Source organism: Algoriphagus faecimaris, from assembly GCF_900101705.1.
Taxonomy (GTDB): Bacteria; Bacteroidota; Bacteroidia; order Cytophagales; family Cyclobacteriaceae; genus Algoriphagus; species Algoriphagus faecimaris.
On the sequence record NZ_FNAC01000060.1, the window covers coordinates 1 to 15,937 of the forward strand.

The 15,937-nt window shown below is 41.6% G+C and carries 13 protein-coding genes; 2 read left to right on the top strand and 11 right to left on the bottom strand.

Annotated elements, in window-relative coordinates:
- Positions 1-218: 218 nt before the first annotated feature.
- The gene (locus BLQ57_RS19470) at positions 219-683 is read right to left on the bottom strand and encodes a YehS family protein (protein WP_087941275.1); all 465 of its coding nucleotides are present in this window, start codon (positions 681-683) and stop codon (positions 219-221) included.
- A gap of 138 nt (positions 684-821) precedes the next feature.
- Here BLQ57_RS19470 and BLQ57_RS19475 point away from each other — a divergent pair, with 138 nt between their 5' ends.
- Together BLQ57_RS19475 and BLQ57_RS19480 are read left to right on the top strand one after the other, a co-directional pair.
- On the top strand, positions 822-2,996 hold the full coding sequence (locus tag BLQ57_RS19475; protein ID WP_087941286.1) for a B12-binding domain-containing radical SAM protein: 2,175 nt from the start codon (positions 822-824) through the stop codon (positions 2,994-2,996).
- A 57-nt stretch (positions 2,997-3,053) separates the two neighbouring features.
- Complete coding sequence (locus tag BLQ57_RS19480; RefSeq protein WP_087941276.1) at positions 3,054-3,620, top strand: Pycsar system effector family protein; 567 nt, start codon at positions 3,054-3,056, stop codon at positions 3,618-3,620.
- A gap of 49 nt (positions 3,621-3,669) precedes the next feature.
- On the opposite strand, the gene BLQ57_RS19485 is transcribed toward BLQ57_RS19480, so the two are convergent.
- From BLQ57_RS19485 to BLQ57_RS19530, 10 genes are all read right to left on the bottom strand, one after another.
- The gene (locus BLQ57_RS19485) at positions 3,670-5,922 is read right to left on the bottom strand and encodes an OmpA family protein (RefSeq protein WP_087941277.1); all 2,253 of its coding nucleotides are present in this window, start codon (positions 5,920-5,922) and stop codon (positions 3,670-3,672) included.
- A 211-nt stretch (positions 5,923-6,133) separates the two neighbouring features.
- On the bottom strand, positions 6,134-7,297 hold the full coding sequence (locus BLQ57_RS19490; protein WP_087941278.1) for a hypothetical protein: 1,164 nt from the start codon (positions 7,295-7,297) through the stop codon (positions 6,134-6,136).
- Positions 7,298-7,591: 294 nt separating this feature from the next.
- Entirely contained in the window at positions 7,592-8,287 is a 696-nt protein-coding gene (locus tag BLQ57_RS19495; protein WP_087941279.1) for an SIMPL domain-containing protein, read from the bottom strand.
- Between the two features lie 96 nt (positions 8,288-8,383).
- Complete coding sequence (locus tag BLQ57_RS19500; RefSeq protein ID WP_087941287.1) at positions 8,384-9,361, bottom strand: Kelch repeat-containing protein; 978 nt, start codon at positions 9,359-9,361, stop codon at positions 8,384-8,386.
- Between the two features lie 108 nt (positions 9,362-9,469).
- Positions 9,470-10,318: a prephenate dehydrogenase gene (locus BLQ57_RS19505; RefSeq protein ID WP_087941280.1), complete on the bottom strand. Its 849-nt coding sequence runs from the start codon at positions 10,316-10,318 to the stop codon at positions 9,470-9,472.
- On the bottom strand, positions 10,315-11,466 hold the full coding sequence (locus BLQ57_RS19510) for a pyridoxal phosphate-dependent aminotransferase (protein WP_087941281.1): 1,152 nt from the start codon (positions 11,464-11,466) through the stop codon (positions 10,315-10,317). Before BLQ57_RS19510 ends, BLQ57_RS19505 begins: the two co-directional genes overlap by 4 nt.
- Positions 11,463-12,284 carry a prephenate dehydratase gene (locus BLQ57_RS19515; RefSeq protein WP_087941282.1) on the bottom strand — a complete coding sequence of 274 codons (822 nt, stop codon included), beginning with the start codon at positions 12,282-12,284 and terminating at the stop codon, positions 11,463-11,465. The genes BLQ57_RS19510 and BLQ57_RS19515 overlap by 4 nt, the downstream gene beginning before the upstream one ends.
- Positions 12,281-13,504 (bottom strand): 3-phosphoshikimate 1-carboxyvinyltransferase, encoded by a 1,224-nt coding sequence (locus BLQ57_RS19520; RefSeq protein WP_087941283.1) that lies wholly within the window; start codon positions 13,502-13,504, stop codon positions 12,281-12,283. The genes BLQ57_RS19515 and BLQ57_RS19520 overlap by 4 nt, the downstream gene beginning before the upstream one ends.
- Before the next feature lie 19 nt (positions 13,505-13,523).
- On the bottom strand, positions 13,524-14,558 hold the full coding sequence (aroB, locus tag BLQ57_RS19525) for a 3-dehydroquinate synthase (RefSeq protein WP_087941284.1): 1,035 nt from the start codon (positions 14,556-14,558) through the stop codon (positions 13,524-13,526).
- An 86-nt stretch (positions 14,559-14,644) separates the two neighbouring features.
- Positions 14,645-15,742: a chorismate mutase gene (locus BLQ57_RS19530; RefSeq protein WP_087941285.1), complete on the bottom strand. Its 1,098-nt coding sequence runs from the start codon at positions 15,740-15,742 to the stop codon at positions 14,645-14,647.
- Positions 15,743-15,937: the final 195 nt, after the last annotated feature.

Consider the following 15,937-nt stretch of genomic DNA (forward strand, 5'->3'; position numbering starts at 1 on the left):
TCATGTGTCTATAATTGAATTTTAAAGGTCACATGGAATCTCGCATGGTTGATAGTCATACCAGTGTGTGACGGCTACGTCATGCTCGATTTCATCTGCTTACAATTTGTTTTATTAGAGGTCAGATGGAATCTCGCACAATTTACAATCATTCCAGTGTGTGTCGCTTGCGTCGTGCTCGATTTCATGAAATGAAAGGAAGTTATCTGAGCGGTTTTTTAGTCTGTAGGTCTTAGCTTGAGCTGTAGTCCCATCAGAAAATTGCGAAGGACCTGATCTCCACAATCCCGGTATTGGTGCTGTTTGGGATTTCTGAAAAATGCACTCAGCTCATGCTTGCTGATTCGGAATTGCCTAAAGCCAAATACATCCAACATGTCCTCGTCCTTGTAATTCAGCGCGATTTTCAGCTTTCTTAGGATTTGATTATTGTTTAAGGACTTTTCCGGAACAGGCTCTTCCCCATCTTTTTTACCTCTTTTCTGCGTGATCAATCCATTCAGAAATGCTGCTAATGGTTTGTCAAAAAGTGCTTTGAATTCAGGGTCCTCTTCCTTTTTCAACCAATCAGAAACGGTTGCCCTATCTACAGCTTCTCCTCCTTGCTGAAAAATGGAAATCATTTCCTCATCTTTAAAATCAAAGGTATATCTCAAAATCCTTAAAATGTCATTATTGCTCATGGGAAATCGTTTTGCATGTCAAAGATGAGAATTATCGAAAAACGAGAAAAGTCTCTTTCACTTTTAGGTAGAAATAATCTGATTTAATACCAAGAATTCATCTAAACCTTCCCAAATTTGCATCAAAACATCAAATTCTTGAATCACAAGGTATTATTTATCACTCCTCCTTTTACTCAGTTAAATACGCCGTATCCTGCTACTGCTTATTTAAAAGGGTTTCTGAATACGATTGGAACCACCTCACATCAAGCCGATTTGGGGATTGAAGTCATTTTAGAGCTTTTTTCCAAAAGAGGTTTAGAAAAAGTTTTTGCACGAGTGGAGGCTTCGAAAGAGGTCTTGTCAGAAAATAGTAGTAGGATTTTTCGCCTTCGGAAAAAGTACCTCCAAACCATAGAAGAAGTGATTAATTTTCTTCAGGATAAGGATCCCACTTTGGCCTATAGGATTGTGGAAGGAGATTTTTTGCCTCAGGCCAAGCGGTTCGAGCAATTGGAAGATTTGGATTGGGCTTTTGGAAGCTTAGGGACCCGAGATAAGGCAAGGTATTTCTCCACCCTATACTTGGAGGATTTGGGAGATCTGATTCAAGAGGCGGTGGATCCGTATTTTGGATTTAGCCGCTATGCAGAGCGATTGGCGATTTCTGCCAAAAGTTTTGATGAGCTTCTGTCTGCTCTGCAGGCTCCACCAAGTTTGATTACTGAGATGATGTGGGAGATATTAGAAAAAAGAATGAAAGCATTAAAGCCGGATTCAGTAGGTTTTTCTGTCCCTTTTCCCGGTAATCTTTATGGGGCTTTGCGCTGTGGTCAATATTTGAAAAAGCACTACCCCCACATTAAGCGCTGGATGGGAGGGGGCTATCCCAATACCGAATTACGATCTCTGAAGGATCCTAGAATTTTTGATTATGTAGACTTTATCACCTTGGATGATGGTGAGGCTCCTGTAAGGCTTCTGTTAAATCATCTGAATGGAGAATTAGAAATCGAAAAGCTAAAAAGGACTTTCATCAGAAAGGAAGGGGAAGTTCATTTTATCAATAATCCCGAAATCAAAGATGTGCCACAGCGAGAAACGGGTACGCCTGACTATAGTGATTTAAAACTGAGAGAGTATCTGTCTGTCATTGAAGTTCCCAATCCTATGCATCGACTATGGTCCGACGGTAGGTGGAACAAGCTGACGTTGGCGCATGGTTGCTATTGGGGCAAATGTACCTTTTGTGATGTGTCCCTCGACTATATCCAACGCTACGAGCCGATCAATGCTTCCATTTTATGCGACAGAATCGAAGAGATCATAGCACAGACGGGACAGCGAGGGTTTCATTTTGTAGACGAGGCAGCTCCACCGGCATTGATGAGGGATTTAGCTTTAGAAATTTTAAAGAGAAGACTCTCGATTACCTGGTGGACCAATATTCGATTTGAAAGTAGTTTTACAGCGGATCTATGTCGCTTGCTCAGGGCATCGGGCTGTATCGCTGTTTCCGGTGGATTAGAGGTAGCTTCAGACCGATTACTTGCCTTGATCAAAAAGGGGGTGACCGTTGCCCAAGTGGCCCAAGTTTGTCATCATTTCACACAATCGGGCATTATGGTACATGCTTACTTGATGTATGGTTTTCCTACCCAAACTGCTCAGGAGACGATTGATTCGTTGGAAATGGTTCGTCAACTTTTTGAATCAGGGGTTCTACAGTCTGGTTTTTGGCATCGCTTTGCACTGACTGCCCATAGTCTTGTAGGTTTGAATCCATCTAATTTTAAAGTGAAAATTCCACATCCGGATTTGGGGAATTTTGCCAATAATGAGCTGGAGCATGAGGATCCCACAGGTGCTGATCATGATCTTTTTGGGGATGGATTGAGAAAATCCCTATTCAACTTCATGCATGGAGTGGGTTTCGAGGTTCCTTTAGGCAAATGGTTTGAGACTAAGGTTCCTTCCACCACTATTCCTAAAAACTTTATTATTCGACAAGTCGAGAATGCAGGAGCATTCAAATTAAAAGATCAGACTAGAATTGTCTGGATTGGAGAGTTACCTGATTTGGAATACCTCGAAGATGAGTCATTCTGTGATTTAATTTTTTCTGGAAAGAACGAAGATTTTGCTTTGGAGCTTCCGGAAGACTTGGCGCTTTGGATTATGTCTTTTTTGGAGGAGGTTAATTATACCCAACCACTGAAGTCACTTCATCAAATCAGACCAAGCTATGAGGAGCAGTTTGGTGATTTTCAGGAACTGATGGATTCAGAGGTCTGGGAAATTTTAAGAGAGCAAGGACTTTTGCTTATTTGATAAAGTTGAGATCAATTCAAAAAATTGATTAATTTCAAGTTCATATAAGCAGATCTTATGGAAGTCCAGATTTTTGAAAAGCAGAAAGAAGAAAAGACCTCTAGAGAGAGACAGACCTTCTATCGGGTGACTTTTAATAATAATGCCCAATTGCTAAGAATCGCAGACAATAAAGCCAATATTATCATCAGTATAAACGCTTTGGTGATCTCTTCTATGGTTGCCCTGATAGGGTACGGCTCTGTATCCAGGCAGATCGATGTGGGTAATCTTTGGACAGTAATCCCAATTATGCTTTTCATTCTGACATGCTTGAGCTCTACGATCTTGGCTGTGCAGGCTGCCAAACCAAAGATATTAGGTAAGCCCGATCCACTGAAAAAGGAAAAACACTCATTAATTTTTTTTGGCTCAGTTTCTTTTTTGACTAAGGACGAGTATTTGGCACAGCTGAGGGATACCATGAACTCTAGGGCTGATATCATGGATCAGATGTCCACTTCTCTTTATTATCAGAGTATGGTTCTAAATCGAAAATACAAACTCTTGAGGTATGCTTATCAAGTTTTTATGATAGGGTTGATCATTGGCGTAATTGCTTTTTTGATACAGCTTTTAGGTTAAAAAAAAAGCCCGATTTTTTTAAAATCAGGCTTTTGATGAGGAAAGAAGGTTAATTACTCACTCTAATTTCGACTCTTCGGTCTTGATCATTGGAGCCGGAAGATCTTCCTCGTTGAATCAATCCCCCTTCTGAGAGAGAAATATCTTCTGCTTTAATTTGGAGTTCTTGTTCCATAAAGCGCTTCACGGCATTCACCCGGTCACCAATCAACTTTAAATTGTAAGCCAAGGATCCTGTATTGTCAGCAAAGCCCATAAGTCTGAATTTGAAATTATTCTCAGCGGGTAATTTTGAGAAAAAGGATCTTATGTTTTCTTTCTCTTGATCACTTAATTCGCGCTGATTAATCTCAAAGTAGACTTCTAGTGTGCTATTGTTGAAAAGCTCAGTTTTTGTGATCTCTTGTCTTACCGTATCGGTAAGTATAGGCTGATTTCTGAGGCTGTCGATGAGGAGCGAATCACTTTTTATTTTTTCTAAAAGAAGAGAATCGATCACTACATATTCGGTGATGGTCCTGGAAGAATCTTCTGAAGAGGAAGTAATGGCGGCAGTAGTAGCCGCAGCACCTCCTACCAAAAGAGCATCTCTTAAAACTTGATTTCTTCTGGATTCATCTTGATTTTCTTTTTCAATCGTACGAGTTTCTTCCCGAGTGAAGGTCTCACGGATAACCTGCGGTTCTTGGTTTTCAGTACGTTCCGAAGGTTGCGTTTGAGGCCTATCAAGTATAGCTCTGATTAGTGCAGAATCCCTTTTAGCTTGTGCTTGCAGCATTTCTACCCTGAGTTTGTTGAGTTCGGCTTCCAATTCCCCTCTACTGATCATCTCCGACTGATCGGCGGGTATAGTCTTCTGTGTAGGGGAGGAAGTCGACGAACTGTCTAGATTGGTGTAAAGAAAAGAGGCGATGGTAGCATATCGTCTATTCATCATCATGCTGTCACGCTGTGACTCCTGCTCCATCGAGCCCAATTTGAGACTTGTAATGAGGCTATCATTACGCCCTTTCATAGAATCAAGCTGATTGATTTGCTTAGTCAATAGAGTCCGCTGCGCACTTAGCGAATCTCTTTTGGTGAGTTTTAATGAATCTTGGAGTAGGGTGTCACTCTCCAGGATCAATTCAAATCTTTTTAGACTGTCCAAAGAAATGAGAAGGCTGTCTTGATTTCTAGACAATGAATCCTGTAAAATTTTGAGTGCTTCTTCCTCTTTAAGTTTGGCCGAATCTATTGGGTATTTCAGCAAGCCTTGCTCCAAAGGTGGATTAAGAAAAGTGAAGTAATTGTTGACAATAGTAGGATTTTTGAGCTCGGGGCTTTTTTCACTTTTTGATTCGTCAACCATTTCTGCGGTCAAAGGCTGATTTTGGACTGGATAGCGCTGAGTGATGATAGGCGGCTGGAAGCTTTGTTTTTTTGCGCCAAAGCTGAATTTTATACCTACACCATGATATATGTACCAGTCATTCTGCCCATTAGGATTGCCTCGGTAGGGTTGTTCTCTTATGGGGACGGTGATTCCAGGTCTTGCGGCATATTGTTGAAATGCAGATTCATAATCCAGCTTATACCGGCCTGATACATCATCAAGATAGTCGGTAAAGGCATAGTTAAAGGTGGATTGAGCAAATAGCTCAAACTGAGAAGTGATCCTAAAGCGTATCCCCATTCCAAAATTGGCAAAAGGTGTAATTGTCCTGTAGGGAGTACCTCTTTCAGTGTTTAATTCTCTGAGATTAGTTTCAAATGTGCCGTCAACTAGCTCACGAGGATTGTTGTAATCGTAGGGGCTACCATTTTCATCCAAAAGATCTCCTTTGACGTCGAATTGTTGAAAACCTGCGCCAATAGTTAAATAAGGAGCAAAGAAGGATTTTCCAGAGAGCAGCCAATTATTATCTGGCTTGATGACTAGGGAAAGACCCACATCGGATGAGCGAGTTTGAAAATTTAATGCTCGGTTGAAATTTGGCGAAGTCACTACTATTGATCCATCATTTTGAACGAAACGATCTGCCGAACCAAATTGATAGGTTCCTACACTTAGCATTAAACCAAAAGAGGGACTCATGGCATATTCCAAAGATGCTTGGTAAGACCAATCGGGTGCATAGTTTTTGTGTCTTTTATACCAATCTGGTAAATCGCTTAAAGACTGTAATTCGAAAGGTTGAATATCACCGTAGTAGTTGGTCGTTCCGGTACTGAAACCTAAACGCCACTTATACCCATGCAGCTGTCCGTAGGTCAAAAAGACTTGGGACAGAAAAAGTAGGGTTAAAATTAACTTTTTCATGTGTCTATAATTGAATTTTAAAGGTCACATGGAATCTCGCATGGTTGATAGTCATACCAGTGTGTGACGGCTACGTCATGCTCGATTTCATGTGTTTATAATTGAATTTCAAAGGTCATTACCTGTCGCGAACTTGATTCGGTATGAAATCTCGAATGGTTATAGTCATATCAGCGTGCTATAGCCACATCATGCTCGATTTCATACATTCTTATTTATTACCCAGTCCTAACCAAATTCTGAAATCGGCACTAATACCCACATAAGGGTTTATTGTACGATTTTTCGAACCATCCATTTGATTGGTTGTCAAGAAAGTGGCTCCTGCATTTATTCTAAAAAAACGGAAAATATTGTATCCTAATCCCGCATAAACAGGTCGATCCAAAAGTGGCCCTGATATCCTTTCATTCAGAGAGTTTTCCATTTTCCCAGAAATAAAAACTCCGGTGGAAAGGGTTAGATTGTTCATGAATCGACTAAAGGCTCTGTTTCCTAATGGGAAAGAGAGTCCAGCATAAGGACTGGATACAAACTCCCGCTCTGGTAAGCCTTGTGAGAGCATGATAGCCCCATATCCTGCGTTTAAAGTAAGAGAATTTGGTTTCTTTTCGGTGGGATATTTTTGAAAGGATAATTCATCTACCCGAACCAGCATATTGGGAGTCAAGTACTGATTAACCTCGGATTTCAAGGTGCTTTGCAATTCTTTTAAATAAGTTGCTGCATAGGCAGCTCTAGCATTTTGATCTTCTTCCAGATCAGGGAGGTTAAGCTTAGCATCTTTCAATTTGAGCTTACGACCCTGTTCTAGTTTATTTTTAATCAAGTCGCTGAATCCTGAGAATGACTTCCCATTGGGTAATTCGAAATAATATGCGCCTTCTTCTACAATTTGATTCAGCCGACTTAGTATGAGTTCGTTGGAGTCCAGAAATTTTATTTTTCCTCTTTGCACCGTTGTTACTGTACTGAGGTAGGTTTCAATATTCTGAAAAATCAAATTTCGTACTTCTTCCATTTGATCTTTGCCGGCTTGCCGATAGAAGCTAAATCTCAGATCATATTCCTCACTTGATCGAAGAGGGTCTGAGACTAATACCTGATAAGAAAGCTCTTCGTATCCAAAGGGAGCCTTCCAGAAATAGGAATAAGCTTTAGACTCAGATTTCTTGCTTTGAAAAATACTGACTTGAACCATTTCAATATTTTTGGGAATGGCCCCTCGGATATAAAATGATTCTTCAGAAGGTAAGGGATTCCCACCATTAATTTCCGTTTGGATGATATCCAAGTTGATAGTAGGAATTTGGCTGAAAGAGTAGGGGCTCTGAAAAAGAAAAAAGATCAGAACCGCAGAATAAATTAATTTCATAGGGAGATAGTTTCTATAATTTTACAAAATGACTAATAAGGTAATAACCTATAAAATTACTTTTGGTTCAAAAAGCAACCCCTTATTAAAAATTGATTAACGGATAATTTTATCTATAATTCTTTAGAAAATTTACAATAAATTCTGAAATTAAATTAGATTTTTGTTTTTCACGATAAAATATTTTGTTTTACAGGAGGAAGAGTTTCATTTGAAAAGTGACTCTAAGAAGAGCTTGAGGTTTAAATTTTTGTCGATTCGAACATAAAAAAGACCGCAATTGCGGCCCATTTTTTAGTAGGTGTATTTGACGTAGACTCGTTTATCTACCTTCTGTTCATCTGACTCGATTAGCATATCGGATTGTTCAGCCATCGCATTGGTTCCCCTTAGTTTGATAGTTGGATAAACGGGCCTTGGAGCATCCATACTTACATGGTGAACTCGAATACTTCGGATATTTAGCGTTTCGGCTATTAATCTGGCTCTTGCTTCTGCATCTTTCAGTGCCTCTGTGAGCAATTCATTTTCTAATGATCGCTGGGCTTGTTCAGAGATTTGAAAAGCCAACTGAAAACTCATATCGCCAGAATTATTTATCGCATCGACGATTTTTTGAAGGTCTTCATTGGTACTGGAAGTGACGATTCGGAGATTTTGCCGGGCGACATAGCCACTATCTCTACTATTCCCACTTCTGTAGATTCTATTGATGTCCACTGAGTAATTGTCGGCAATCAGCTTGTAATCCCGTACTTTGGATTTTTTCAGGGCATCGGCGAGATTTTGGGTTTTGGTATTTAAAATCTTACTTGCGTCGGCCACTTTCATGGCTTTTTCCTGCAAAGAAATAGTAAAAACAGCCTCATCAGGATTAATCAGTCGCTGACTATAGCCTTCTACTTCGATCAGGGGGATTTGCTCCATTTGCTGGGCAAAAGAAAATGCGGTGATAAAAACCGCTACAATCATGGAAAATAAAGCTTTCATGTTTTTATAGTTTAGCTTGTTGTTCTTAAGTCAAAAGACGATCCAAAATCCTTTTCCGTAGCACGTTTTTATCGATATTAGGGAATTTTAAGGATTTCAGCGTTTAGGTTTCTTCCATTCCAAAACTTCCAAAAGGGACGTTTCAGGACCACCGCCTCGATTTTCGGATCCAGCAGCTACCCAAATTTTCCCATCATAAAATACCACTCCTGTACCGTGCCTTCCTTGTCCTAAGTCCGGAAGAGAGCTCCACTTTCCTGTTTTTGTATCCAAAACTTCTACTTCTGCATGGGCTGATACTTGACTGGCGCTTTCTCCATTAAGTACAATAAGGTAGTTTCCTATTCCCAAATTGGAATTACCGGCTCTAGGTGTAGGGATTTCGCTTCCTATTGTATTCCAAGTGTCGGTTTTGAAATCATAGTAATCTACAGCTGCAACAGTGGTTTCCAGTACTTTTCCGATGGCCGCATGGGAAGTTCGGCCTCCAGCAAGGTAAAGTTTGTCATTGACGATAGCAGCGCTAATATGGTCCCGAGCATGGGGAGCATCAGGGAGGATGCTCCACTCCCCCGTTTTGGGGTCAAGCTCGTCCAACCAAGGTACAAACCCTTCATAATGGCCATCGATAATTCCTCCTGCGAGGTAGATTTTGTCTTGATATACGGCCACTCCAGCCGATCCACGAAGCCTATCTTCTGGAATTTTGGGGCCATTTCGCCACTCCTTTCTTGCAGGATTGAAAATCAGAATGTCCTCAATAGGTGTCTCATGGGGGTAATTACCAGTAAAAGCACCGATTATCCAGATTTCTTTTTCGAAGGCTATGGCTTGAAAGTGACTGATTTCCAGTGGAGCCTGAGCAATGGTTTTCCAGGAATTAGTTTTGGGGTCGTATTCGTCCACTGGACGCTCCCCACGCCCACCAATGAGATAGAACTTGCCATCACATTCTACAAAAGAGTTTTCATGTCTTGCTGATGCTTCTGATTCAGGAATGACAACTTTCCATTCCTCCTGAGCTAGAAGAGGTTGTGTGAAAAGCAGGGTAAGTATTAATAGTAAAGGTTTCATAGGTTTTTGGGCTTTGTACTCAAGCAATTTAAGGAAATGATTGCAAATTAATTCTAATCAAAAAAAGACCACGAATAGCTCCGTGGTCTTAGGTTGATATTTAAAGGCTTACTTCCCTAAATCCAGAATATCTCGGATTTTATTGATTTCGGCCATGTCTTGATGAAGTGAATCATTGTCGCTTTCGGCGATCTTGGACCGAATATCCTGAAGATTGCCAATAAAACCGTCTAGGGCAGCAAGTATATTGTCTTTGTTTTCCGTCAGGATAGGAGCCCACATGGCGGGACTGGACTTAGCCAATCTAACGGTAGAAGCGAAACCTGAACCAGCCATGTCGAAAATATTTTTCTCATCGGCCATTTTTTGAAGCACGGTTTTGCCTAGCATAAAAGAACTCACATGGGAGAGATGGGAGACGAATGCCAAATGCCGGTCATGCTCCTGAGGGTCCATGAATCGAAGCTTAAGATTCAATGCATCAAAAAGTTGATAAGCTTTTTCCTTTAGGTGAAGATCTGTTTTTTCCATTTCACATAGGATCATTACTTTCCTATCCAAAAGGTCTGCAAATGCTGCTTTAGGCCCGGAATATTCTGTGCCGGCAATGGGGTGGCCAGCGAGGTATTGGGCTCTTTTGGGGTGGTTTTGGACCCTTTGACAGAGATTGGATTTGGTGGATCCTAGATCTATCACAAGTGTCTCTGGCCCCACCTGATCCAGTGTTTTTATCAAAAGGTCCCCCAAAGTGTCTGCAGGAGTCGCCAAAATAACCAGATCAGTATCCGAGTCCGGGATTTCTTTGGACTCGGTGATAATACCTAAGGTTTGAGCGTCATTGAGGTTTTGAGCAGAAATATCATTACCAGTGACCTTCAGTTCAGGAAATTTCCTTCGAGCTCCTAATCCAAAAGACCCTCCCAAGAGGCCTAATCCCACTATATGTATCTTATTCATGATTTGTTAGGTTTGATTCGTTTGATTGCTTCTAATATTTTAAACTCGGGCATACAAAGTGAAATTCGTACATGCTGTTCTCCTTCACTGCCAAAGATTTTCCCTGGCGTAACAAAAATGGACTTATCATATAGAAGGTGATCCACTAATTCATCGGCGGATTGGCCCTCAGGTAACTTGCACCAGATAAACAATCCGGATTGTTCTTTATGATAGCTTAGTCCTAAGTTATCTGCAAGTTGCCAGACCAGTTTTCTACGGTTTTCATAAAGTCTATTAAGTTCTTCATACCAAGATTTGGGAAGGTTTAGGGCAGCAATGGCCCCTTTTTGAATACCTAAAAACATCCCCGAATCCATATTGGATTTTACTTTCAAGACAGCTTCTATCCATTCCGCTTTTCCACAAAGCATGCCTACTCTCCATCCGGGAATATTAAATGTTTTGCTTAGAGAGTTAAGCTCAAGGGCCACTTCTTTTGCACCTGAGACAGAGAGAATACTGATGGGTTGGGGATTGAGAATATGGCTGTAAGGGTTATCGTTTACGAGTAAAATTTGATTCTTTTCTGCAAATCGGATTAGCTTTTCCATTATCTCTCTGCTTCCTCTATGTCCTGTGGGCATGTGCGGGTAGTTTACCCACATGATCTTTACTTTGGATAGGTCGATGAACTCCAAGTGCCTCCAATCAGGCTCTCCAGAATCTAGGAGCTTGTAGGAAATGGCTTGACAGTCCAAGAGCTCTGTGACTGATCGATACGTGGGATAGCCCGGATTGGGGATCAATACCTCATCGCCCGGATTCAAAAATGCCAAGCTAATGTGCATAATTCCCTCTTTGCTCCCTATCAAAGGAAGAATTTCCTGAAATGGACTGAGGCTTACGCCAAAAGCTTGCTCGTAATAGTGTGCCATGGAAGTCCTCAATTCTGGAATTCCTTGGTAAGATTGATAACCGTGAGCTTGGGATTGTTCGGTGGTACTTTTAAGTGCAGCGATGACCGAATCAGCCGGGGTCAAGTCGGGGCTGCCGATTCCCAAATTGATGATAGGCTTGCCCTCTTTAATTAATTGATTGACTTCTCTTAGCTTTGCTGAAAAGTAATATTCTTGTATTGACGTGATTCTTCTTGCGAAACCCTTCATTGCTTTCTACTCATATATTGCCCTACTATTTTCAAGGTACCAAAATCTCTTTTAACCTGCTCCATGGCTTCTAGAAAGAGCTGATGATCCTCAAAAACTGCATCTATAAAAAAGGCGTATTCCCATGGCCTTTCCATCACGGGAATAGATTGAATTTTGCTGAGGTTGAGCCCTTTCTCGGCAAGCATGCTCAGTAATTTTGCCAAGCCTCCAGATTCATTTTTAATGTTGATTTTGAGGGATGCTTTATTGGCTGTTTTGGAGTTTTTAGCACTTTTTCCCAAAATGATAAATCGGGTAAAGTTATTCTCCACCGTTTGGATATCTTCTGCCAGGATCTCAAGTTCATAAATTTCTGCGGCAATTTTGCTGGCGATGGCTGCAGTACCTTTCAGTTTTTCATCTCGGATTCTTTTAGCAACCGTGGCGGTATCGACATCATCCTGTTGTTGCAAATGGGGAAATTGACTCAAAAACTGCTTGCACTGAAGTAAAGCCATAGGATGGGATCTGACTTCAATCAAGTCGGAGAGCTGCTGTCCCGGCAATGCCATTAATTGATGCGATATAGGAAGATAGAATTCTTCCCAAATCGCCAAGTCATAGCGGTCGATGAGTTCGTAGTTAGGGAGAATAGCTCCGGCTATCGAATTTTCAATGGCCATTACTGCCACATCCGCCTCACCTGAGGATACGGCTTTTGCTACGGCCTCGAAGGTGCTAAAAGGAAGGATTTGGCTTTGGCTCCCAAACTCCAAAAGGGCTACTTGATGATGAAAAGAACCCGGGATGCCCTGAATTGCTACCTTTTGGCTCATGATTCTTGGGTGCTGATATCAGCTAATTGACAATGTTTCCAAAAACTCGGATAGGATTTGTTTACCACATCCGGATCCTCGATGATGACTTTGGTTTTGGTCAAAAGGGGCATAAATGCCATTGCCATGCGATGATCGTCGTAGGTATGGATTTTTACTTCATTCGGCATGGTCACGGATGGGATGACCTGAAACACATCCGGCTCTATTTCTTTAAGCTGTGCATTAAATTTGGATAATTCTTGTTGAAGGGCAAAAATCCGGTCAGTTTCCTTGATTCGTAGGCTTTCTAAGCCAGTAAAAATACTGTTTTGTCCAATGATGGCGCAGGTTACGGCCACAGTTTGAGCTAAATCAGGACAATGGGTAAAATCCCATTTTTCCAATCCGCTGACCGCTTTTTTCTGAAGCAAAATACCGTCTTCCTTGTAGTTGCTTTTGACACCAAGTCGGTCCATGATTTCCACGATGGCGGCATCACCCTGCAAACTGTCCTCTTTGAGTCCCTTTAGAAAAATCTGACCTGAATCTGCACAGGCTAAAAGACTGAACCAATAACTCGCTCCTGACCAATCGCTTTCCACGGTGAAAGACGAGGCCTGATAAGTTTGAGGAGGAACGCTGATGATATTTTCTTCCCAAGTGTAATGGATACCAAAATTTCTCATCAATTGAAGGGTCATTTCAATATATGTCTGGCTTCCCACTTTTCCCTGAAGTTCGATTTCCAAACCCAAGGGAAGGGCAGGTGCGATCATAAGCATTGCCGATATATATTGGCTGGATACGTCACCCCTGATTTTGACTTGTTTTTGAGATTGTTGATTTAAACCATGAATCGCTAGCGGAGGATAACCTTCCTTGTTGAGGTAGTGGATTTCTCCGCCGATGCTTCGGAGTGCATCTACTAAAATCCCTATAGGGCGTTCGCACATCCTTGGGGTGCCTGTCATGACTTTATTCTGATTGGTGACAGTAGCAAATGCAGTCAGAAATCGCATTGTCGTACCCGCGTCCAAGACATCAAAAACAGGAGGATTAGTCTGAAGTAACCGGATCATCGTCTGCGTATCTCTAGCCTCAGCCAAATTGCTGATTTGGTTTTTTCCATCCGTCAGTGCATCGATGATTAAAACTCGGTTGGATTCACTTTTAGAAGAGGGGAGAGGGATATTTACGGTATCAAATGCTGATTTTTGGGAAAGGTGGAGAAGCTCCATGGCAGATGTTTCCAAGGGATTAAAGATGGGTATAATAGGTTAAAGCTTGTTTCATTTCTTCCCTTGTCACAGGGATGTTGTATGTGCAGGTCCCGATCGATTCGAGAAGGGAAAAGAGCACGGATTTGCCTTCATTTTTTTTGTCTTGCAGACTCAAATCCAAAATAGTTTCCCAATGTGCTGGATCTATGTTGATTTTTCCATAGACCTGAATGAGTTTTTGACTGATTTCTTCCAGTTCATGGAGCGCAAGCCCTGTTTTTTGTTGAGAAAGCCAAGCTTCGCAAATCATTCCTACGGCGATGGCCTCACCGTGAAGAAGGTGCTTGGGGCTGTCTAAATAGTAAGTTTCCAGAGCATGTCCTAAGGTATGTCCGAAATTGAGGATTTTTCTCAATCCTTGCTCTTTAGGATCATCCTGGACCACTTGCTTTTTGATGTCAACCGAACGATTTATCAATGCATTCCAGTTGTTTTTTTTCCAATTCTCAAAATTTAAACCTGAGAAATAGGCAGCATCTTGAATCAATCCATGCTTTATTATTTCCGCAAAACCAGAGCGTACTTCCTGAGCAGAAAGTGTGTCCAGAAAGGAAGGAGAAATCAAGACTATATCTGGTTCATTGAAAACTCCAAGATGGTTTTTTAATCCGTGGAAATCCACGCCTAATTTTCCTCCTACACTGGCATCTACCTGCGATAGGAGCGTCGTGGGCATATTGATAAATCGAATACCCCTTTTATATATGCTTGCGCAAAATCCTCCCATATCACCGAGAACTCCGCCTCCAAGATTGATTACCAAAGCCTTACGATCTAGAGCTGCCGCTGTCATTTTGTCCCAGATAGTGACACAGGTTTCTAGCGTTTTATATTGCTCTCCTGCCGGAATGGTCAATTCTTCGAAATGTGCAGGTAAGGCATCTTTAACCATGGGAAAACAGTCTCTTTGGGTATTTTCATCGGTTAAAACCAAGAGCTTTGAAAAGTCTCTTTTTTGGAGTTCATCCGAAAGTAAGGAAAAAGGATCTGAATTGATTTTTACTGGATTCACGATTAGCGTATTTCAAGGCAAGTTAATCCAAAAAGAGAAGAGGGAGGAGCTTCTACCCCTCATCTCTTTTGAAGAGCTGGCAATTTTTATTTTTTAATAGGTTCAGCTTCGCGTAATTGCTTTTCCTGACGTTTGACAGATTCTTCATGGATGCAATAAAGTAATTCCTTCATGAATTTCTCGCTAAGGTTCTTTGCGACTCCTTTTTGAGTTCTGCTTTCCATTACTTCCTTCCATCGGTTGGATTGGAATACCGTCAAATGATGCTCACGCTTATGCTCACCGATATGGTCAATCACAGCAAATCGCTCTTGAAGAATGTCCAACAATTGATCATCCAGATGATCTACCGCTCTCCTTAAATCCTGCAGTCGCTCATCGGGTTTCATGTTTTCCAAAGGCTCTTTGAAATCAATCGAATCGATCATTTCTTTCAAGCGCTTCGGAGTCACCTGCTGCTTGGCATCAGACCAAGCTTGGTCAGGATCATGGTGGGTTTCGATCATCAAACCATCGAGGCCGAAGTTCATCGCGCGTTGAGCCACCTCCTGTAGCCCATCTCTTCTTCCTACAATATGGGAGGGATCATTGATTACTTCCATTCCTGTCCAAACCCGCTTCAAGTGGATCGGCATGGACCAATTGGGTTTGTTTCTGAATCGCTTGTCGTAAGCATCAGAAAATCCTCGGTGAATGGCCGCTAACTTATCAATTCCTACTGCATGCATCCTTTCCAAAGCCCCTATCCACAGATCTAAATCCGGGTTCATTGGGTTTTTGATCATCACGGGCACATCAGATCCTCGGAGTGCCTCAGCTATTTCCTGCACAGCAAATGGGTTGACAGTGGTCCGAGCTCCGATCCAGAGTACATCTATTTTATGCTTCAAAGCGAGTTCGGCATGGGCGGCATTACCCACTTCTACCGTGATAGGGATATTCAAATGATGACGGACAATTTCCATCCATTTCAATCCTTCTTCTCCCACTCCTTCGAAAGAACCCGGTCTTGTCCGAGGTTTCCAAATACCTGCTCTGAAGAGCTGAGGAACCATATTCTCTTCCTTCATTTCTTTGCAGATCTGTTCGATTTGTTCGGGAGTCTCTGCAGAACATGGGCCTGCAATGATCAAAGGAGAGTTGAGTCCTAGACCCCAATCTTTAATTTGTTTGTGTGGTTTCATCTATCTATAATTATTTTTTAATGGTCACCTGGAATCTTTGACGATTAACCCCGGAATTTAGGGGCATTGCTCTGTGTGTTTAATGATGATTTTAATCCTGTCGATTTCATGTGTCTATAATTGAATTTTAAAGGTCACATGGAATCTCGCATGGTTGATAGTCATACCAGTGTGTGACGGCTACGTCATGCTCGA